This window comes from Mesorhizobium sp. WSM4850 (genome assembly GCF_055811735.1).
In genome coordinates, this window is sequence record NZ_JBVVPV010000001.1 from 323511 (window position 1) to 343590 (window position 20080).

Sequence of the window (20080 nt, forward strand, 5' to 3'; positions counted from 1 at the left end):
GACAGGCCGGACGGGATTTTTTCATCTGCCGCCGGCGTCGGCGGCAGACGATGTCTTCAAAGCAGCATCAGTTGCTCGGTTGCCTTGGCTGCGGCGACGAACTGGTCGGTCCTGAGCGACCGCCGCTCGGCATTGAGGCCAAGCCGTTTGGCGGCGATCTCGAAGCGCCGGCCGATCTGCCAGGCATAGGGGCCGGAGCCTTTCATGCGCTTGCCCCATTCCGAATCGTAATCCTTGCCGTCGCGCATCGAGCGGATCAGCGACATGACGTGACGGTAGCGGTCCGGATAATGACGCAGCAGCCAATCCTTGAAGATCGGCGCGACCTCTAGCGGCAGGCGCAGCAGGACGTAGCCGGCCTCGCGCGCTCCTGCCGCACGTGCCGAATCGAGAATACGTTCCATCTCCTGATCGGTCAGGCCGGGGATGATCGGAGCGACCATGACCGAGGCCGGAATGCCGGCATCCGAAAGCTGCCTGATCGCCTCCAGCCGCTTGGTCGGCGTCGACGCGCGCGGCTCCATCGTTCTGGCCAGCATACGGTCGAGCGTCGTCACCGACAGCGCCACCTTGGCCAGCCCGCGTTCTGCCATGCGCGACAGAATGTCGATGTCGCGCGTCACCAGCGCGGATTTGGTGACGATGCCGACCGGATGGCCGCGCGCCTCCAGCACTTCGAGGATCTCGCGCATGATCCGGTACTGCTTCTCGATCGGCTGATAGGGATCGGTGTTGGTGCCGATGGCAATGGTGCGTGGCTGGTAGCCGTCCTTCGACAATTCCTTGTCGAGCAGCCGCGCCGCATCCGGCTTGGCGAACAGCTTCGATTCGAAATCCAGTCCCGGCGACAGGCCCATGAAGCTGTGCGTCGGCCGCGCGAAGCAATAGACGCAGCCATGTTCGCAGCCGCGATACGGATTGATCGAGCGGTCGAAGGAAATGTCGGGCGATTCGTTGCGGGTGACGATGATGCGCGGCTTCTCGACCTGCACCTCGGTCTTGAACGGCGGCAACTCCTCAAGCGAATTCCAGCCATCGTCGAACACATGCCGGCTGACCGGTTCGAACCGGCCGGATGGGTTGATGCCGGCGGACCGGCCGCGATTGCGCTCCGGACGGATACGGACGCCACTCTGCTCGATCATTGCATTGGCCATCTCGGCTCTTCCAGCCCCGAAGGCAGCAATGTCGGCACGTACGATCTGTTCCATCTTCGCCCTCTCCCAGGGACTGTCGGCTGGCTGTCGAGTCGCTCTGTTCATGAAAATAATCCTATTTTATCCGTTGGAACAAAGCAAGAACATTTTTATGGAGCGACGCAAAAACTGGCGTTGCGCTCGGCTTTCAGCTATTCGGCTAACAATGCTCAGCGTTCTCATCCAGACCCTGAATGACGAGGAAAGACTTGCCCGCACGCTCGCTTCGCTGATCGGCGGCGCGGTCGAGGGCGTGGTGCGCGACGTCATCGTCTGCGACACCGGCTCGACCGACCAGACGCACCGCGTTGCCGAACATGCCGGCTGCCTTTATGTGGCAAGCGGCGGCATTGCTGCCGGCATCAGGCAGGCCAAGGGCGACTGGCTGCTGCTGCTGGAGCCGGGCGCGCGGTTGGGCGAGGGCTGGATCGACGAGGTCGTCGCCCACACCGCCAGGCAGACCATGCCGGCGCGGTTCTCGCGGGCGCGCGGTAGCCGCGTGCCGTTTCTGTCGCGGGTGCTTTCGCGAAACCGCGCACTGGCCGAAGGGCTGGTGATCAGCAAGCGTCAGGCCGCGGCTCTATCGAAAAACGCCGGCAGCGCCGAAGCCATCGCCCGCGGCCTTGCGACCAAGAGGCTCGACGCGGAAATCTGGGTCGCGCCGGCGAAGTGACGGTCGTCTCTTTCCCGGTAAGCGGGCGAGGGACGGTCGCGTCGTTCGCTGCGGTAATTCTCCGCCGAGGTCGTCTTCTACGAGACCGCAGTTTATCCGGGCCTAGGCGGGGTGATGTGACGCTTGGATCGGGTTGCCGACCTCTGTGTACTGCGTAAAGCCCGTAAAGCCCGTATATTCCGGAACAAAGGAGCCTCGCCGATGACCACCACCGTCACCGCCGCCGCCGTCTCGAAAAACTTCGGAGCCTATCAAGATGCCGCGGTCCGCGATCCGGTCATCATCACCAAGAACGGCCGCCCGCGCACCGTGTTGCTGGCTTACGAAGATTTTGTCCGGCTGTCGAAGCGCGATCGGCGGGTCGAGTTGACAGCAGAACTCAGCGCGGACGAAATCGCCGCGGTCGAAGCCTCCGAAATGGATCCGGGTCTCGACCATCTCAATGAGGAACTCAACGGGACAAAAAGCCTGACAGCAAAAAATGCTGCCGGCTGAAATCAAAGTCGGCCACGTCTTTCGTTATTCTTATCTCTGGCATTGGCAACACCGCGAGGGGCCGCATTGGCGCGATATTCGTGGGAGGGATGCACATGCTTGTCGTCCTGCGGGAAACTCGCGATACTCGGCGAGATTTCGGGGAGATCGCAGATGAATGTATCCAAATTCGTTCGTATCGCCTTGCTGGCAGCCGCTTGCTCAGTGCCAACGATCGCGGTGGCGCAGGAGTTGTCGCTTTGGTCGGTTTATGAGAACACGCTCAAATCGGCCAAGTACATCGATCTGACCCATGCCTTCGAGCCGGTGCAGCCGGTATGGCCGGGCTTCGCCAACGCCAGGTTCAAGTCGGCTGTCGCCGGGAAGGACATCGAGGGCTACGTCAAGGCCGGCGAAGAGTTCACTTACGACAAGCATGGGTTTGTTGCGAGCGCCTACGAGTTGACGACGGACCAATATGGCACGCAGCTCGATCCGCCCTCCCACTGGAACCCGCTCGGCGCAACGATCAGCGACCTGCCGGCCACCTATGCCGTGCGGCCGCTCGTCGTCATCGACATCAGCGGCAAGGTGCGGACTGACGAAGGCTATCACCTCCAGGTCGCCGATATCGAGGAGTGGGAAAAGCAGCACGGCCGCATTCCGGAAGGTTCAGTCGTCTTCGTGCGTTCGGATTGGTACAAGAAATGGTCCGATGCCGCCCGCTTCAACCAAAAACCGTTTCCAGGCGTCAGTTTGGACGCACTGAAATTCCTGCATCTGGAGCGGAAGATCCTGTTCCATGGTCATGAGCCGCTCGACACCGACACCACGCCCAATCTCGAAGGCGAACACTGGCTGCTTCACAACGATTTCACGCAGGCAGAAGGCGTCGCAAATCTCGACAAGGTGCCAGAGGCCGGTGCGTTGGTCACAATCGGCTTTGCCAAGCCGCTCGGCGGGTCAGGCGGCTACGCGCGTTACATCGCGATTGCACCCGCAGACTGGACGGAGGGCGTCTCGGTCACCGAAGCGCCTGGTGCGCCGCTCCCCCAGCAAACCGCGCCGCTCAAGCGCGACGAGAACGGCGTCTTCCGCCCGACGCCCTGATAGTAGAGGATATCATCGGGGCGGCAGGGCCGTGGCACGTCCCATTCCACGCGATTTGTGGCGCAAGTCGGGACAAAAGGTTCAGACGACCAGCCCTCCGGCGCTCGCTAAAACGTGACTGTCCCGATGATAGCCATCACAATTGCTAGCGCTATCGTGGCATGAGCGCCAATCCTGCCACGGGAGACAGCCTTGCTCCGCCTGTCCGCCGCCGTTTTGCTGACTGTGGCTTTCTGGCCGTTCGCCGCTTCGGCCCAGGAAGAGCCGCCGCCGTCGAGATGCGTTGCGATCGCTGAAGCGCTGCCGTCGGCCACATTTGCCAGCTTCACGGCGCCAAACGCGCAGACGTCTCGGCTGGCCCAGGCTTTCGTCGACGGTGACGTTACGATCACCTATGCCGGCCATTCGACCTACGTCATCGAGACACCCGCCGGCGTCAGGATCGCCACTGACTTTTCTGGAGTCTATGGCGCTGAACCTCTGCCGCGCGTCGTGACTATGAACAAGGCCCACCGCACCCATTATTCGGACCATGTCGATCCCGGCATCGAATATGTGTTGCGCGGCTGGAATCCGGACGGCGGTCCGGCGCGCCACGCGCTTGTCGTCGATGATGTCTATATCCGCAACGTGCCGACGGATATCCGCAATGGCGGCGATCTCGGCAAGGACGGCAATTCCATCTTCATTTTCGAAGTGGCTGGCCTCTGCATCGGCCATCTCGGCCATCTGCACCACCGGCTGGAGGATGCGCATTACGGCGCCATCGGCCGGCTCGATATCCTCATGGTGCCGATCGACGGCGGCATGACGCTGTCGCTCGACCGGATGACCGAAATCACCGCGCGACTCTATTCATCGATGATCCTGCCGATGCATCGCCATGCGACCCCGATCAGTGAGTTCACAGGCAGGATGGGCGATGATTTCGCGGTGGAATTCCTCTCCGGCCGATCGCTGACGGTCTCACTGAAGACGCTGCCCGACCGGCCGACGATCATCATCCTCGACGGGGTTTGACCGCTTCGTCGCGGCCTTCTCCGCTGTGCGCGGCCTCACTACTCCACCTCGCTCAAATCACGCGCTGTCGCGAACTCAACGAGCGTTAATGCTCCGTCAAGCTTGCCAGAAGGATTCCGGGCGATCCTTTTATTGTGCATTGCACAAGGCCTGGCCGGGGATTACCATTCCTGTGATGCGGGCGGACGGGTTTGGGTAACGCCTGAGCGTTGAGCGGCCGACGTTTCGTCGGCGCCGCCCTCACAGCTGAGGATCCTTATGACCCCTGACAAATCCGGTGCTGCAAGCCTCGAGTCGATCGCTCGAAACGGCAGCCTGCTGCGCCGCATTGCCGTGCGGATTCCGACCTATCTGTCGGACCTTCGCGAGAACCCGGCATGGCTGCCGATGTTCATGCTGGCGCGTACCATGCCGGCGCGGCGGTTGCATTGGCGTGGCGCAAAACCGGTTCGACCGGCACAAGAAGTCCAGGAAACGGTGTTCACTGGCATCGACCGTGATGCGGTGGTCGGCGCGCTCCGCTCGGACGGGCTCTTTTCCGGACTTGCGCTGCCGCAGTCGATTCACGAGGAGATCGCCAGCTTCGCGCAGCGCACGCCTTGCTTCGGTAATTTCGACCGTCGGCTGGAGTTCCTGCCGGCAAAGCACGCAGAGGCCGAGAAGCGCTTCGGCCGTCCCTTGCTCAGCGGCCACTTTTTCGAGCGGATCCTCGACTGTAACGCTGCGCTTACCGTGCAGCGCGATCCGCTGCTTCTCGACATCGCCGCCCATTATCTCGGCAGCCAAGCGAAGCTGATCACCACGCGCGTCTGGTGGAGCTTTCCGACGAGCTCCGCCTCCGACGCCGAGAAGAACCTGGCGTCGCTTGGCAAGTACCATTTCGATCTCGACGATTGGCGGATGCTGAAATTCTTCTTCTATCTCAATCCGGTCGATGCCGAGACTGGCCCGCATGTCTATGTCCGCGGCAGCCACAACCGCCGCACCCTCAAGCACCAGTTGACGCTCCTCGTCGGCCATCCCGCGGAAGAGGTTCTGAATGTCTACGGCGCGCAGAGTCCGATTACGCTGACCGGAGAGGCGGGATCGGGCTTCGTCGAGGATCCCTTCGGCTTCCACATGGGCACCGTGCCGACGCGCAAGCCGCGGCTGATGATGGAAGTCGGCTTCGGCGTATCGTCGCCCTCGCGCCGGCGGTTCCACGGCGAGCCGGTCATTCGGTGATTTCGGCGCTGATTCTGGTCCCGAAACAGCCTTTTGAGAACCTGGTCTAACTTGTCTTGGTGCCGCCGCGCCGCAGATGCTCGTCCAGGCGCGGCATGATCTCGACGAAGTTGCAGGGCATGTGCCGGTAGTCGAGCTGCGGCTTCAAAATGCCGTCCCAGGCGTCCTTGCAGGCGCCAGGCGAACCCGGCAGCACGAAGACGAAGGTCGCGTTGACGACGCCGCCAGTCGCCCGGCTCTGGATCGTCGAAGTGCCGATCTTGTCGTAGGAAATGCGGTGGAACACTTCGGAAAAGCCGTCCATGCGTTTTTCGAAGATCGGCTCCAGCGCCTCCGGCGTTACGTCGCGGCCGGTAAAACCGGTGCCGCCGGTGGTGATGACGACATCGATCGCTTCGTCCCGCGACCAATTCTGAACCTTGTCACGGATTTTCTCGCGGTCGTCGGTGACGATGTCGCGGCCGGCGAGAATATGGCCGGCCTCGACGATGCGGTCGGCCAGCACCTGGCCGGATTTGTCGTCGGCAGGGCTGCGCGTATCGGAAACGGTCAGCACCGCAATGCGCACGGGAATGAAGGAACGGCTTTCGTCAATCCTGGCCATATGCGTCAGGCTCCGATGTCATGCTTCGCGTCGCGGCGACGAACCAGTCGGGATGGCGGCTGCGGATATCGACGGCGGCGCGCTTGGCGACATTGCCGGTCTCGAACAGCCCAAAACAGGTCGCACCGGAACCGGACATTCGCGCGAACCCCGCTCCGGCCTTGTTGAGCACCGAAAGCGCCTTGCCGATGGCAGGTTGGATCGCCCGTGCCGCAGGCTCGAGATCGTTGCGGGTGATCTCCAGCCAATTGCGGATGCTGTGGAAGTCGAGGCTGCGCGGCAGCGGTGGCAGTCCCTCATTGTCGCGATCGGAAAGCGCATTGAACACCTCGGCCGTGGCGATGGCGGTGCCGGGATTGACGAGAACCAGCCCGAGCGCGGGAAAGCCCGGCACGGCCGACAATTCGTCACCGACGCCGCGCGCGATCAGCGGCTTTGCCATAAGGCACATGGGAACGTCGGCGCCCAGCGAGAGGCCGACCCGCGCCAGGTCGGCGTCGTCGAGGTCCAGCCTCCATATCTCAACCAGCCCGCGCAGCGCCGTTCCGGCGTCGCTCGACCCGCCGCCGACGCCGGATGCGACCGGCAGGTTCTTTTCGAGCCTGATTGCGACCGGCGGCGTATACCGCGCACCAGCCTGTTTTCGCAGCGCATCGCGCGCTTTCACGACCAGATTGCTGTCGTCGAGCGGGACTGCGGAGGCATATCGGCCCGACACGAAAAACCCGTCGCTGTCGGCGAGCTCGATGTCAACCCGGTCGCCGAAGCGCGTGAACACCGCCAGGCTCTCGATCGTGTGATAGCCGTCGGCGCGCCTGCCGGTGACGTGCAGCGCGAGATTTATCTTGGCATGCGCATGCAATGCGCGGACCCTATTGCCGGAAGCCACAGTGTCAGTCACGAGGGGGATGATGTCAGTCCTTGGCCAGGCGGTATTCGCCGGTCTTCGGGTCCCTGACCAGCGTGCCCATTGTGCCGTTGGTAGCCTGCTTTTCGGTGCGCCGAATCTTGGCCGTCACCCGCTCGGCTTCCCTGACGAAGGAGCGATAGCCGAAATAGGCGAGCAGGCCGACTGCGATAAAGAAAATGATCTGTGGCATGTCAAACTCCTCCCTCGCAAGGCCGACTGCGGCGCCCGTCGGGCCGATCAAGCTTTAAGTTAAACGCTTTCGCCGGTTTTTCAAAGCCCGAAGCGCGCCCACAGCGCGCGCTCTTCCGCCGCATCGATCACGCCGCTTGCGGCAGCAGCGGCGATCTCGGGCGCCGAAAAGCCGCCTCTGTTTGAGCCGAACCAGCCGAAGCGGCCGAACAGGCCGCGCGGCGCCGTGATCAGCTTGAGCTGGGTTTTCGGCCCGAAGCGAGCCCTCAGCACGCTGCGCATATCGCCGAGCGCATCGACAAGGCCGAGCTCCAGTCCCTTCTTGCCGGTCCAGAACAGGCCGGTGAACAGGTCCGGGTCGTCCTTGAGCTTGGCCCCGCGCCGGTCCTTGACGAGGTCGATGAAGGTCTCGTGGACTTCGAGCTGCAGCGCCTTCAGCCGCTCGATATCTTCCTTCTTCTCTGGCTTGAACGGATCGAGCACCGCCTTGTTCTGGCCGGCCGTGTGGACGCGGCGCTCGATGCCGATCTTCTTCAACAACTCGGGAAAGCCGAACGAGGCCGACACCACGCCGATCGAACCGACGATAGACGACGGATCGGCAAAGATCTCGTCGCCGGCGACCGCGATCATGTAGCCGCCCGACGCCGCCACGTCCTCGACGAAGACCAGAACCTTTTTATTCTTCTCGCTCGCCAGGTCGCGGATGCGTCTGAAGATCAGCCGCGACTGCACCGGCGAGCCGCCCGGCGAATTGATGGAAATGGCGACCGCGGGCGCGTCGAAGGAAAACGCCTTCTCAATAGGGCCGGCGGTGGATGCCAGCGACAGGCTCGGCCGGAACGGGCCGCCGCCGGGCATGATGGTGCCGTGCAGCCGGATGACGGGAATGGTGACGATGTCGGAGCGCCAGGATTTCGGCAGCAGGCGGTTCAGGAAGCGTTTCACGGGGTCTCCAGTCAAATTGGCTTGCAGGCATGTAGGGATTCGCCGGCCAACGGCAATGCCGCGACGCCGGGCCGGCCAAAAAGGCTCAGTCGCCGAACAGCGAAGCCATCCCGTTGTTGATCATCTCGGTCCGCTCCGTGGGGCCGTCACCGGATTGCGCGTGCAGCATCAGCGGCGGGCGGATCGACAGTTTTCCGCGGGCGCCGAGGATCGCCCTGACGACGATGCGGATCGCCGCTGCCTCGGGGCGGGGGTGGACGGCCAGCATCTCGGCGTCGCCGAAGCGGCCTGATATCGCATCGAGGATGGCGCCGAGCTGATCTGGCCTGGCAATCACGGCAAGACCGCCGCGCGGCCTGACCACAGCAGCCGCGCTTCGGATCCAGCTGTCGAACAGCCCGTCCTCCATCACATGCGCCGCCTTCCTGAGCGGGTCGGGCGTGGCGCGATCCTCGGCGGCGTTGAAGGGCGGGTTCATGATGACGAAATCGAAGGAGTTGTCGGCAAGCCCGGTGACGGTTCGCGCCTGGCCCGACAGCGCGACGTCGGCGGCGAGCACCGAGGCGCGGTCGTTGAGATGCGCATTACCGGGGTGGGCAAGCGTCGTTGCGGCGAAGGCCGCCATTTCCGGAGACCGTTCGATGAGCACGGCCTCGGCATCAGGACAGCGCGACAGCACGGCCAGCCCTGCGGCGCCAGCACCCGCGCCGAAGTCGGCAAGGCGCCCGGCGAAGGAGGACGGCACGGCAGCCGCCAGCATCATGGCGTCCATGCCGGCGCGATGGCCTGCCTGTTTCGGCTGCACCAGCCAGAACCGCCCGCGATGGAAAGCATCGACGGTATGGGCCGGCGTGTCCTGGACAAGAGTGGCGCGCGCCGCGGACATTACTTCTGGCGCATCTCGTTGGCGATGCCGGCATCCGTCAGGATACGCCGCGCCGCATCGGCCTGGTCGGCTTCGACCATGATGCGCCTGGGCAAGATGCCGATCGAACCGTCGAGCACGCTCATGTTCTGGTCGGCGACGAAACAGCCGATGCCGGCATCGCGCATCAGCGATTCGACAAAGGAGATGATCACGGCGTCGTTGGTGCGGATAAGCTCTATCATAGGACGAAACTCGCAGGTTGCAGCGTCTATGTAAACGTGGGTGGCTTCCGTCGCCACCTCGACCGCGCCAAATCGCCTCTTGCCGTGCCTGTGGGTAGCGCCCTAGAGTCTGCTGCGGTATCGGGGTGCCGTCGTGCGCGTGACATAAGACGGGAGTTTGTCGTGGGTGTCGTTCTCAACATCGAAAACGGGAAGCGGGAAGCCGCCTCCATTAAGGATCTCATCGACCTGACTTCGGCCGATATGGGGCGCGTCAACAAATTGATCCTGTCGAAGGCCGGTTCCGACGTCGAGATGATCCCGGAGATTGCCAACCACCTGATCTCTTCGGGTGGCAAGCGGCTGAGGCCGATGCTGACGCTCGCCTCAGCCCAGATGTTCGGCTATTCCGGCGAGGGCCATGTCAAGCTCGCCACATCAGTCGAGTTCATGCACACCGCCACGCTCCTCCACGACGATGTCGTCGACGAGAGCGGCATGCGGCGCGGCAAGAAGACCGCCCGCATGATCTGGGGCAACCAGGCGAGCGTGCTGGTCGGCGATTTCCTGCTTGGCCAGGCGTTTCGCATGATGGTCGATGTCGGTTCGCTGGAAGCGCTCGACATCCTGTCCAGCGCTGCCTCGATCATTGCCGAGGGCGAGGTGATGCAACTCGCCGCCGCCAAGAACCTCGAAACCACGGAGGATGAGCATTTCGCGGTGATCAAGGCCAAGACCGCTGCCCTGTTCTCGGCCGCCGCCGAGGTCGGTCCGGTCATCGCCCAGGCGACGCGAAACGATCGCGCGGCGCTGCGCTCCTATGGCATGAATCTCGGCCTTGCCTTCCAGCTGATCGACGATGCGCTGGATTATGGCGGCACCAGCAAGGATCTGGGCAAGAATGTCGGCGACGACTTTCGCGAAGGCAAGGTGACGCTGCCGGTGATCCTCGCTTACCGGCGCGGCACCAAGGCCGAACGCAGCTTCTGGAAGCGCGCCATCGAGGACAATGTCACTGATGACGCCGGGCTAGAAAAGGCGATCGGATTGATGACCCGCCACGGCGCTATCGCCGACACCATCGGGCGCGCCGGCCATTTCGGCGAGATCGCCCGCGACGCGCTGGCGCCGCTTGAAGCGACGCCGCAGAAATCGGCGCTGCTCGACGTCATCGATTTCTGCATCAGCCGGGTGAACTGAAAGATATCGCCGACATTTGGCCGGCACGGCGCCGGCCCGTGTTTTTGGTCTTCCCGGAATTGCGGCGGTGAAATCATGCTCGTTCCGCAGCAGCATGGTTAGCAAGCAGGGCAGGGCTCCGTGACGGTCAGCGCGCCCGGCAAACTGTCGGGGTCATGAAAATGACCACGCGCTCTTCAGCAGCGCCACGAGCTCGCTCTGACGGCTGGTTTCGGTTTTCCGGAAGATTCGCTCGAGATAGGTGCGGGCCGATTTGACGGCGATGCCGATTTCCATGGCCGCCTCCTGCACCGAATGGCCGGAGGCCAGCTCGACGGCGAGCCGGGCTTCCGCCGGCGTCAGGTCGAACAGCCCTGAAAGCACATTGGGCGACGGAACAGTGGCGCCGGTACCGACCGTGGTTGCGACAACCAATACATCTGCACCCGAAAAAATATCGTTTGCGGCGCGGCGCAGCGGCAACAGCTGAATGACCAGCGCGGGCCGCCCTTTGATGGCCGCAACCGGGATGGACCGCACGACGCGGTTATCCCGGTTCTGCGCGATGGCCTGCTGGAAAAGCGCGTTTGCAGTTTGATCGGCAATCGCCATACCACCATGGGCTGTGGGAAGGAAGACGTCCGCCATGCCTTCGAAAAGCGGATTGGCCGTCAGCACACGGCCCGATCCACTCATGATTGCGGCCGGCAGTCCGATTTCCCGGAGAATGGATACGGCGGTCCTGGCCCGTTCCAGACCCAGGCGCCCGGCGACGAGGCCGGCCCGTGCGAGGTGCGTACGCAGTCCGTTCAACAGATCGATTGCGGCCTGGTCATAACTCCCGTCCTTCAGCCAGCGCTGGAAGACAAAAAGGACAAGCTCGCCGCCAGGCATGGGGATGGCTGTGCATAGATGCGGCCCGATGCCAAACGCGGTGGCACTTTTGCGAACGGGATCGCGCTCGATCTCCTCGCAGGTGATGAAATTATCGACCCGCACAAAGCTTGCTGGCTGCGCGGCGCACAAGCGCTTCACGCTCTCGGAAAACCGCCAAGTGTCTCCCTTCATGAACTCATCGAGCAAGGGCTGGAGGTGCGTTTCGGTGATGGCGCGGACCGGCGAGTGATCGCTGACTACAAAGATCGCGCCGTTTGCCGAGCGGGAGATCGCGCTTGCCGCCGCCAATACCTCCGGCCACAGCTCGGCCGCGAACGACGCTTCGTAGATTCGATCGACAATGGCGAAGGCCTGCTGGTCCTGCGGCATTTCCAGCATCGGCATCTTCCTGGGCGAAGCAATGGCATCCATCTGCACGATTCCACGCATCATTCCGTTGCGGAAACTATCGACGCCCGCCGCTTACGGATCGCTTACGGCATCGCGGCGCCCGTGCTGCAGCAGGACAGGCCGGCAGCGCGTCAGGCCGGCAAAGCGCGGTCGACGGTCGCAATTTGGCGCCTTTCCGCGTTGTTTTTGATAGCATTACCCGATTGTGAATTCGAGCCGGGTTGAAGCCTCACCCCAAAAAGGCCATGCTTAACGTGGAAAAGATCGAGTCAACGGCGATCCCGCTGACGCGGGTATGGCTTCGACTGAAAGGGATATGATGCGGCAAGGATGTGCGCGCTGGCTGACAGGGCTGGCAATTGTGACGGGCATGGCGGTCTCCGGTCTGCCCGCCCTGGCCAAAGAGACCACCGAGCCAGTCAACATCACGTCGTTCTCGGGGGCCTATCTTGCCGCGCGGGTCGCCGAAGGCGACAATGATCTCGACAGCGCCATCGCGTACTACAAGCAGGCGCTCGCCTTCGCTCCCGGTGACACCTCGTTGCAGCAAAGCCTGATGCTGTCGCTGATCGCGCAGGGGCGCTTCGAAGAATCCCTGGTCTATGCCGACAAGCTCAAGGCGGTTCCCGACGTCGAGCGGTTCTCGCGCCTGGCGCTGGCCGTCGGCTCCTTTCACAAGAAGGACTTTTCCAAGGCCGAATACTGGCTCAAGCTTTCGCTCGAATCCGATCTCGACCGGCTGATCTCCGGCGTCATGACCGGCTGGGCCAAGCAGGGCGCCGGCGACCCCGGCGAGGCCATGGCCTCGATCGAAAAGCTGCAGGGCCCGGACTGGTTCGGCCTGTTCAAATCCTTCCATCGCGGGCTTATCGCCGATGCCTCGGGCCTGCCCGAAAAGGCAGATGCGATCTACGCCGCCACCTTGCAGGACACCGCGACCGGCGCCGCCGCGCCCGAAACCTGGATGCGCAACGCGCAGGCCTATGCCTCGTTCCTTGCCCGCAAGGGTGACAAGGACAAGGCGCTGTCCGTGCTCGATCAGGCCGAGGCATTTGCACCCGGCAAGGTCGAGATATCGGCGCTTCGCGACAGGATCGCCAAGGGCGAGAAGATCGAACCCTTCGTTGCCGGCCCGTCCGACGGCGCCTCGGAAATTCTGCTCGATCTCGCCACCGCGCTCAATCGCGGCGGCGGTGAGCCGTTCGTCCGCCTCTATCTGCAATACGCCCTGGCACTAAGGCCCGACAGCGACGCGGCCCTCGTCCAACTCGCCGCCGTCTCCGAGCAGTTGAAGGACGGCGAGGGCGCCATCGCCTTCTATCGCCGCATCCCGGCCGGTTCGCCGCTGAAGACGCTGTCGGAACTGCAGCTCGGCCTCAACCTTGCAGATCTCGACCGCTATGACGAGGCCATCGCCCATCTGAAGGCCCTCGTCGAAGCGCGACCCGACGACATGCGCGCCTATCAGGCGCTCGGTGGCGTCTATGCCTCGAAGGAGGATTTCCGCTCCGCGGCCGGTCTCTATGACAAGGCAGTGGCGATGCTGAAGGCCCCGACCCGCGCCGATTGGAACATTTTCTACCAGCGCGGCATCGCCTATGAGCGACTGAAGGAGTGGCCGAAGGCCGAGCCGAATTTCCGCAAGGCGCTGGAATTGTTCCCCGACCAGCCGCAGGTTCTGAACTATCTTGGCTATTCCTGGGTGGACATGAACACCAACCTCGAGGAAGGCCTTCAGATGATCCAGAAGGCCGTCGAGCTCAGGCCGAGCGACGGCTACATCGTCGATTCGCTGGGCTGGGCCTATTTCCGCCTTGGCCGATTCGACGATGCGGTGCGCGAATTGGAACGTGCCGTTTCGTTGAAGCCTGAAGATCCGGTGCTCAACGATCACCTTGGCGATGCCTATTGGCGCGTCGGCCGCAAATTGGAAGCCACCTTCCAGTGGAACCAGGCTCGCGACCTCAAGCCGGATCCCGGCGTGCTCGCCGCCTTGCAGCAGAAACTGCTGAAGGGCCTGCCGCCGATCGAATCCAACACGGCGCAGGAAACCCCGAAGGTCAAGCCCGAACCGACGACTACGCCAAAGGGCTGAATACTTCTGAATTCGATAATGCGGGGCTCGTCGCCGCTGTCGCTAAGGGTCGGGACCATAAGCCATGCTAATCGTGCGCGGTGCCGAGCACCGCTCGGAGCCCTGAGTCATTCTGTTCCTCGATCCATCGGGTCGTACGGTCGTAGGCATCCGAAAACAACTCGGAATGCCGACTCCAATCCATGAAGCTGATCGTGTTGGAAACCTCCGGACAGATCAGGATATCCTTTTCGCCGACGGCAATGTCCTGCGGCCGGTGTGCCAGCATGCTCGAGGCAATGACCTGAAGCATGCTGGGGACCCGAGGCAAGCGGGCACGACCGAAAGGGTTCAGCAAGGCCAATGCCAGTTCGGAAGCTCCGGGGATGCGGTCATAGTCTATGTCGTATTTCTGCGGTGCACTCGACCCGAAGGTAACGATGACATTGGGTCCGGTCTTGAGCTCCTTCATCTGCTCCAGCGGCAAATTGTTCATGATAGCGCCGTCCACCAGCATATCGCCGTCATCCGTAAAGAACGGCGGCAGGACGCCCGGGATGGAGCCGGACGCCCGAACGGCGTGCCAGAGCTTTCCACGACGGTGGACATGGGGCTGACGGCTGCTCAGATTGGTCGAAAGCGCAAAGAACGGAAGCCAAAGATCCTCGATCAGAACGTCGCCGTATTCCAGCCGAAGGGCCCGATCAAACGCTTTGTGATCCAGAAGCGCGAAATGCGGCAAGGTGGGACGGCGAAACGCCCGGCTCTTGATAAATATGTTGTGGGTGCCTCGGTCGATCTGGTCGGCATCCAAGCCTCTTGCGAAGCCGGCCATCATCGCCGCGCCGGAACTTGTCCCGCCGAGATAGTCGAAGCAAGCGCCCGCCTCAACGAAAGCCTTGTAGACGCCCAAATGAGCGCTGCCGAGGGACCCACCCCCTGCCGCCACGAAGCCCAGTGCCTTGCCCGAAATAAATCGGACCAGGCGCTGGAAATCAGACGCGTCGTCCAGCGCAACATGATGATGCTGGTCAACATGGGGTCGCTCATCGAGCCATGCAGAGGTACCGGAGACCTCAGCCGAGCGAGTGTCGTGAATTAGGACAAGCCGACTGGTCGATGGCGGATGGACCGATAGCGTCAGTTCCTCAGACGGGTTCAGGCGAGGCGAGCAGGACGCGTTGGCCAGCAACAGGACGGTATCGGCCTGGCGAATGCAGACTTGGGTCCATTCATTAGGTTCCTCATCGGCAACATAGACGATGAATTGGGCTTCCGCCTCCAGTTCGTTCAACCAGTTAAGGATCGGCTGGTCGTCGATCGGAAGACCTGGGAACTTCGCTTGGATGTCAAGCCGGGAAACGAACCGAGCGCGCGTGGCCGCGCCGAACGCTTGCCGCAGGTGCTGGATGAACACCGGTGAGATGCGACTTCCGCCGGCTGCAATGATCGCAAGCGTTCGGATCTTGGCAGGTTCCTTGAGACGCGACGAACTCGGAGATTGGATGGCAAACCGGCGCGCCAGAAATACCGTGACCGCCTCCCTCAGGCTCGGCAATGTCTCGGCCGCCTTCTCGAAATGATTGCGACCGATTTCAAGGACGATCGAATCGCGCGCTGCAAAGACAGTGGCCATGCGGGGTAGTCCCGCGAAGAAACCGATTTCACCGATGAGTTCACCCTGTGCGATCTCGGCGACCGAGCCAGTCGAATCTCCTTTGTGTACCGTAAAGCGTCCAGACAGCACGATGAAAAACCTGTCCGACGCATCGCCTTCGCGAACCAGAACCTCACCGCGTCTCAGGACCCGACGGTCCGATTCGGCAGCTAAAGCCTCGAGCGCCAACAACGACGCCCGATCGAACATCAATGTTGCCGACAATAAACTCGCTGCAAGGGAATCGACGGAGGACATCTGAGCCATCCCTTGGGAATTCATGACTTTTGTCTCCTCGAGGGTGCTGGACGCCCTGCCGTATGATACCACACATGAGAGCCGCCGACGGCTGAGGCGCGGGACTGATCTGGGCGCTCTCATCTCTGGCTCCCAGGAAGGGCCACGATCAGGCCGCCACGTCCCTGCCGTTTCGCCGTATGTCACGCGTTAACTCACCCGATTGCCCTGGCTGCGGCCGGCCCCTTGCCTTGACGCTTGCCGGTGGGCGCTCTAGGGAGGGCCGCATCCCCGTCTTTCCGGTCGAGGCCGCCGTGACAGTTGATATCCCAGCCCATATGCATCCCAGCCGCTCGTTCCAGGGGCTGATCCTGACTTTGCATAACTACTGGGCGGACTATGGCTGCGTCGTTCTCCAGCCCTATGACATGGAAGTCGGTGCCGGCACGTTCCACCCGGCGACGACCTTGCGCGCGCTGGGGCCAAAGCGCTGGAACGTGGCCTATGTGCAGCCTTCGCGCCGGCCCAAGGACGGGCGCTACGGCGAGAACCCGAACCGGCTGCAGCACTATTACCAGTACCAGGTGATCCTGAAGCCGAACCCGCCCAACCTGCAGGAACTGTATCTCGGCTCGCTGGCGGCGATCGGCGTCGATCCGCTTCTGCATGATATCCGCTTCGTCGAGGACGACTGGGAAAGCCCGACGCTCGGCGCCTGGGGGCTGGGCTGGGAGTGCTGGTGCGACGGCATGGAAGTGTCGCAGTTCACCTATTTCCAGCAGGTCTGCGGCATCGAATGCGCGCCGGTGGCGGGCGAGCTCACCTACGGGCTGGAGCGGCTGGCCATGTATGTGCAGGGCGTCGACAATGTCTACGACCTCAACTTCAACGGCCGCGACGGCGCCGACAAGGTGACCTATGGCGAGGTCTTCCTGCAGGCCGAGCAGGAATATTCGCGGCACAATTTCGAATTCGCCAATACCGCGATGCTGCTTCGGCATTTCGAAGACGCCGAAGCCGAGTGCAAGGCGCTGCTCGATGCCGGCGCGCCCCTCTCCCCCCTCGAGGGGGAGATGCCCGCGGAGCGGGCAGAGGGGGTCGCCTCAGAAGGCACCGCAAGCAAGGTCCCAGCGACTCCTCCCGCGTCTGGCCACCCCCTCAAGGGGGAGGGGAACCACCGTCTGGTATTTCCCGCCTACGACCAGTGCATCAAGGCCAGCCACGTCTTCAACCTGCTCGACGCGCGCGGCGTGATTTCCGTCACCGAGCGGCAGAGCTACATCTTGCGGGTGCGCAATCTGGCGAAAGCCTGCGGCGAGGCGTTTTTGCTGACGCAGGCAGGTGGTCTGGCGGCTTAGCTCCAGAGGCTGTTTGCGATTTCGACTGATACGCTGATTGGCGATACGCCTTGGCCGCTCGAGCCAGCCATTGTCCGCAGCGCTTGTCTAACGCCGGGCATCGTGAACGTGCCATGAGCCTGCGCCGCAAAACAGGCGCTGAGCGCGAGGATCTGCAGAAATGTCGATGCCGTCTTCATAGTCGTTCAGCCAATAGTTCTCTGCCTGAGCGTTGGTCGCTTCAGCGCTGCGTTCGGTTCATGGAGATCTTTGACCCAAGGACGGATGGTCCCGCTCTGGCCCGACAGGCAGCGGCATATTTATGGCAATCGTCCGTGGATGCGCCGATTGCATGGGACCAGCCGAGTTGCTATGCCGCCTGGACCATTTCGCCGCGTGAGCACAATTTATGCCCGACCTGCTTTTAGAACTTCGTTCGGAAGAGATTCCCGCGCGCATGCAGCGCAAGGCGGCGGGCGACCTGAAGAAGATGATGACGGACGGTTTGGTCGAGGCCGGGCTGACCTATGAGGCGGCGCGCGAATATTGGACGCCGCGCCGGCTGGCGCTCGACATTCGCGGCGTGACCGCGCGCTCGAAGGACATAAGCGAGGAGATCAAGGGACCCTCGACCAAAGCGCCCGAACAGGCGGTCCAAGGTTTTCTGCGCAAGGCCGGTCTTTCCTCGATCGCCGAGGCGCATGTCCACGCCGATCCGAAGAAGGGCGACTTCTATGTCGCCCATATTGCGAAGCCGGGCCGGGCGGCCGAGACGATAATCGCTGAACTGGTGCCGGGCATCATCCGCGACTTTCCATGGCCGAAATCGATGCGCTGGGGGCCAGCCTCGGCGAAACCGGGATCGTTGCGCTGGGTGCGGCCGCTGCAGTCCATCCTCTGCACCTTCGGCCCGGAGACCGAGGAGCCGGTGGTCGTCGATTTCGAGATCGACGGCATCCGCTCGGGAAACATCACCTACGGCCATCGTTTTCACGCGCCGGGCGCCATCGGCGTGCGCCGTTTTGACGACTATGCCGCCAAGCTGGAGGCGGCGAAGGTTGTGCTCGACGCCGACCGGCGCAAGCAGATCATCTTTGCCGACGCCAGGAATCTCGCTTTCGCCAACGGGCTCAACCTTGTCGAAGACGAGGGGCTGCTTGAGGAAGTGTCAGGCCTGGTCGAATGGCCGGTCGTGCTGATGGGCGAATTCGAGCAGGACTTTCTCGCCATTCCGGCCGAGGTGATCCGGCTGACGATCCGCGCCAACCAGAAGTGTTTTGTGACGCGGCCGCAGGGCGCCGGCGAGGAGCTTTCCAACCGCTTCATCCTGACCGCCAACATCGAGGCCAGCGACGGCGGCAAGGAGATCGCCCACGGCAACGGCAAGGTGGTACGCGCCCGCCTTTCCGACGCGCTCTATTTCTGGAAGACCGACCAGGGCGATTTGCCCGACCTCGACCAGTTGCAGGCATCGGCGGAAAAGTTCGGGCTCGATCTCAAGAAGCCGCTCGACCAGCGCATGGCCCGCCTCGACCATCTCGGCGTCACCTTCCACGCCAAGCTCGGCACGCAGGGTGAGCGGGTGGAGCGGATTGCCCAACTGGCTGAAGAATTGGCGCCGATAGTGGCGAGCGCAATCTCCCCCCTTGAGGGGGAGATGGCCGGTAGGCCAGAGGGGGTCGTTGCGCGTGAAGCGCCGGCATTCTCTGTCCATAATAGGGCGTCGCGCCAGGACGCGCCGACCCCCTCTGTCGCCTTCGGCGACATCTCCCCATCGAGGGGGGAGATTACCGCGCTGGCACGTCGCGCTGCCGTCCTGGCCAAGGCCGACCTCACCACCGAGGTGGTCGGCGAGTTCCCGGAATTGCAGGGAGCCATGGGCCGCAAATACGCGCTGCTGCAGGGCGAGCATCCCTCGGTCGCCGCCGCCGTCGAGGAGCACTATAAGCCGCAGGGCCCGTCCGACCGCGTGCCGACCGATCCCGTATCGGTGGCCGTAGCGCTCGCCGACAAGCTCGACATGCTGGTCGGCTTTTGGGCGATTGACGAAAAGCCGACCGGGTCGAAAGACCCCTATGCGCTGAGGAGGGCGGCGCTGGGAGTGATCAGGATTTTGGTCGAGAATCGTGTCCGGCTTGCGCTGACATCTCTCTTCGACCGCGCTTACCAGATGGCGAACTATGTTGCGTCCGGACGGCCCTTTAGCGCCGACCTCCTGTCCTTCTTCCACGACCGCCTAAAAGTCTATCTCCGCGACCAGGGCGCGCGGCATGATCTGATCGATGCGGTGTTGGCAGCGGGCTCGCGCCCGATCTCCCCCCTTGAGGGGGAGATGTCGCCGAAGGCGACAGAGGGGGGCGCTGTCCCGCCGACATCTCAGCGCGAGGCACCCCCCTCTGCCCTGCCGGGCATCTCCCCCTCAAGGGGGGAGATTGGCCAATCGTCCAACGACGATCTCCTGCAAATCGTCCGCCGTGTCAAAGCCCTTGGCACCTTCCTCGACACCGAGGACGGCAAGAACCTGCTTGCCGGCACCAAGCGCGCGGCCAACATTCTGGCGGCCGAAGAGAAGAAGAAAACGACGATCGCCGAACATGTTGAGCCGGCTCTGTTCAGGGAAGATGCCGAGAAATCGCTGTTTGCCGCGGTGAACCAGGCCGAGAAGGAAGCCGGCCAAGCGATTCACAACGAAGACTTTTCCGCCACCATGCTGGCGCTTAGCGCGTTGCGTGAACCGGTTGATTCATTCTTCGAACGCGTTCTTGTGAATGATGAGGACCAGGCCGTGCGCGCCAACCGCCTGGCGTTGCTGGCGCGCATCCGGGCAGCGACCGACCAGGTCGCGGATTTCTCGAAAATCGCCGGCTGAGGC

The 20080-nt window shown here is 62.9% G+C and carries 18 protein-coding genes; 9 read left to right on the plus strand and 9 right to left on the minus strand.

Features of this window, described 5'->3' with window-relative positions:
• Positions 1-56 precede the first annotated feature (56 nt).
• Positions 57-1211, minus strand: coding sequence for a PA0069 family radical SAM protein (locus tag AC0L2Z_RS01510; RefSeq protein ID WP_473626381.1), 1155 nt, complete (start codon positions 1209-1211; stop codon positions 57-59).
• Positions 1212-1362: 151 nt separating this feature from the next.
• Between AC0L2Z_RS01510 and AC0L2Z_RS01515 the strand changes: the two genes are divergently transcribed.
• The 5 genes from AC0L2Z_RS01515 (at position 1363) to AC0L2Z_RS01535 (ending at position 5697) form a co-directional block, all read left to right on the plus strand.
• On the plus strand, positions 1363-1869 hold the full coding sequence (locus AC0L2Z_RS01515; RefSeq protein WP_473626383.1) for a glycosyltransferase: 507 nt from the start codon (positions 1363-1365) through the stop codon (positions 1867-1869).
• Between the two features lie 201 nt (positions 1870-2070).
• Positions 2071-2364: a type II toxin-antitoxin system Phd/YefM family antitoxin gene (locus AC0L2Z_RS01520; protein WP_027152305.1), complete on the plus strand. Its 294-nt coding sequence runs from the start codon at positions 2071-2073 to the stop codon at positions 2362-2364.
• Between the two features lie 153 nt (positions 2365-2517).
• Complete coding sequence (locus tag AC0L2Z_RS01525) at positions 2518-3453, plus strand: cyclase family protein (RefSeq protein WP_473626384.1); 936 nt, start codon at positions 2518-2520, stop codon at positions 3451-3453.
• Positions 3454-3645: 192 nt separating this feature from the next.
• Entirely contained in the window at positions 3646-4473 is an 828-nt protein-coding gene (locus tag AC0L2Z_RS01530) for an MBL fold metallo-hydrolase (protein WP_473626386.1), read from the plus strand.
• Between the two features lie 258 nt (positions 4474-4731).
• A complete protein-coding gene (locus tag AC0L2Z_RS01535; protein WP_473626387.1) occupies positions 4732-5697 on the plus strand; it encodes a phytanoyl-CoA dioxygenase family protein in 966 nt (321 codons plus the stop codon).
• Between the two features lie 46 nt (positions 5698-5743).
• On the opposite strand, the gene moaB is transcribed toward AC0L2Z_RS01535, so the two are convergent.
• The 6 genes from moaB to AC0L2Z_RS01565 form a co-directional block, all read right to left on the minus strand.
• On the minus strand, positions 5744-6301 hold the full coding sequence (moaB, locus tag AC0L2Z_RS01540) for a molybdenum cofactor biosynthesis protein B (protein WP_128172011.1): 558 nt from the start codon (positions 6299-6301) through the stop codon (positions 5744-5746).
• Positions 6288-7202, minus strand: a complete 915-nt coding sequence (locus tag AC0L2Z_RS01545) for a 4-(cytidine 5'-diphospho)-2-C-methyl-D-erythritol kinase (RefSeq protein ID WP_473626389.1) — start codon at positions 7200-7202, stop codon at positions 6288-6290. Before AC0L2Z_RS01545 ends, moaB begins: the two co-directional genes overlap by 14 nt.
• A gap of 13 nt (positions 7203-7215) precedes the next feature.
• Positions 7216-7401 carry a hypothetical protein gene (locus AC0L2Z_RS01550; protein ID WP_077381693.1) on the minus strand — a complete coding sequence of 62 codons (186 nt, stop codon included), beginning with the start codon at positions 7399-7401 and terminating at the stop codon, positions 7216-7218.
• Between the two features lie 80 nt (positions 7402-7481).
• Positions 7482-8348 carry a S49 family peptidase gene (locus tag AC0L2Z_RS01555; RefSeq protein WP_473514736.1) on the minus strand — a complete coding sequence of 289 codons (867 nt, stop codon included), beginning with the start codon at positions 8346-8348 and terminating at the stop codon, positions 7482-7484.
• Positions 8349-8433: 85 nt separating this feature from the next.
• Positions 8434-9234: a tRNA1(Val) (adenine(37)-N6)-methyltransferase gene (locus AC0L2Z_RS01560; protein WP_473626390.1), complete on the minus strand. Its 801-nt coding sequence runs from the start codon at positions 9232-9234 to the stop codon at positions 8434-8436.
• Positions 9234-9458 (minus strand): putative signal transducing protein, encoded by a 225-nt coding sequence (locus tag AC0L2Z_RS01565; RefSeq protein WP_023799382.1) that lies wholly within the window; start codon positions 9456-9458, stop codon positions 9234-9236. The genes AC0L2Z_RS01560 and AC0L2Z_RS01565 overlap by 1 nt, the downstream gene beginning before the upstream one ends.
• A 162-nt stretch (positions 9459-9620) precedes the next feature.
• On the opposite strand from AC0L2Z_RS01565, the gene AC0L2Z_RS01570 reads away from it, so the two are divergent.
• Positions 9621-10637, plus strand: a complete 1017-nt coding sequence (locus AC0L2Z_RS01570) for a polyprenyl synthetase family protein (protein WP_077381375.1) — start codon at positions 9621-9623, stop codon at positions 10635-10637.
• Positions 10638-10790: 153 nt separating this feature from the next.
• Here the strand turns inward: AC0L2Z_RS01570 and AC0L2Z_RS01575 are convergent, their stop codons facing one another.
• Positions 10791-11924, minus strand: coding sequence for a helix-turn-helix transcriptional regulator (locus tag AC0L2Z_RS01575; RefSeq protein ID WP_473626392.1), 1134 nt, complete (start codon positions 11922-11924; stop codon positions 10791-10793).
• 298 nt (positions 11925-12222) lie between these two features.
• On the opposite strand from AC0L2Z_RS01575, the gene AC0L2Z_RS01580 reads away from it, so the two are divergent.
• Positions 12223-13998 (plus strand): tetratricopeptide repeat protein, encoded by a 1776-nt coding sequence (locus AC0L2Z_RS01580; protein WP_473626617.1) that lies wholly within the window; start codon positions 12223-12225, stop codon positions 13996-13998.
• A 67-nt stretch (positions 13999-14065) separates the two neighbouring features.
• Here AC0L2Z_RS01580 and AC0L2Z_RS01585 read toward each other — a convergent pair whose 3' ends face one another.
• Positions 14066-15892: a patatin-like phospholipase family protein gene (locus AC0L2Z_RS01585; RefSeq protein WP_473626393.1), complete on the minus strand. Its 1827-nt coding sequence runs from the start codon at positions 15890-15892 to the stop codon at positions 14066-14068.
• Between the two features lie 293 nt (positions 15893-16185).
• On the opposite strand from AC0L2Z_RS01585, the gene AC0L2Z_RS01590 reads away from it, so the two are divergent.
• On the plus strand, positions 16186-17229 hold the full coding sequence (locus AC0L2Z_RS01590; RefSeq protein ID WP_084833728.1) for a glycine--tRNA ligase subunit alpha: 1044 nt from the start codon (positions 16186-16188) through the stop codon (positions 17227-17229).
• Between the two features lie 388 nt (positions 17230-17617).
• Positions 17618-20077: a glycine--tRNA ligase subunit beta gene (gene glyS / locus AC0L2Z_RS01595; RefSeq protein WP_473626394.1), complete on the plus strand. Its 2460-nt coding sequence runs from the start codon at positions 17618-17620 to the stop codon at positions 20075-20077.
• The last annotated feature ends 3 nt before the right edge of the window (positions 20078-20080 follow it).

Coding starts and splice junctions, on each gene's coding strand:
- AC0L2Z_RS01520 (WP_027152305.1), top strand. CDS start 2,071: ATGACCACCACCGTCACCGCCGCCGCCGTCTCGAAAAACTTCGGAGCC.
- AC0L2Z_RS01560 (WP_473626390.1), bottom strand. CDS start 9,234: ATGTCCGCGGCGCGCGCCACTCTTGTCCAGGACACGCCGGCCCATACC.
- AC0L2Z_RS01575 (WP_473626392.1), bottom strand. CDS start 11,924: ATGGATGCCATTGCTTCGCCCAGGAAGATGCCGATGCTGGAAATGCCG.
- moaB (WP_128172011.1), bottom strand. CDS start 6,301: ATGGCCAGGATTGACGAAAGCCGTTCCTTCATTCCCGTGCGCATTGCG.
- AC0L2Z_RS01565 (WP_023799382.1), bottom strand. CDS start 9,458: ATGATAGAGCTTATCCGCACCAACGACGCCGTGATCATCTCCTTTGTC.
- glyS (WP_473626394.1), top strand. CDS start 17,618: ATGCCCGACCTGCTTTTAGAACTTCGTTCGGAAGAGATTCCCGCGCGC.
- AC0L2Z_RS01535 (WP_473626387.1), top strand. CDS start 4,732: ATGACCCCTGACAAATCCGGTGCTGCAAGCCTCGAGTCGATCGCTCGA.
- AC0L2Z_RS01525 (WP_473626384.1), top strand. CDS start 2,518: ATGAATGTATCCAAATTCGTTCGTATCGCCTTGCTGGCAGCCGCTTGC.
- AC0L2Z_RS01510 (WP_473626381.1), bottom strand. CDS start 1,211: ATGGAACAGATCGTACGTGCCGACATTGCTGCCTTCGGGGCTGGAAGA.
- AC0L2Z_RS01580 (WP_473626617.1), top strand. CDS start 12,223: ATGCGGCAAGGATGTGCGCGCTGGCTGACAGGGCTGGCAATTGTGACG.
- AC0L2Z_RS01515 (WP_473626383.1), top strand. CDS start 1,363: ATGCTCAGCGTTCTCATCCAGACCCTGAATGACGAGGAAAGACTTGCC.
- AC0L2Z_RS01550 (WP_077381693.1), bottom strand. CDS start 7,401: ATGCCACAGATCATTTTCTTTATCGCAGTCGGCCTGCTCGCCTATTTC.
- AC0L2Z_RS01585 (WP_473626393.1), bottom strand. CDS start 15,892: ATGTCCTCCGTCGATTCCCTTGCAGCGAGTTTATTGTCGGCAACATTG.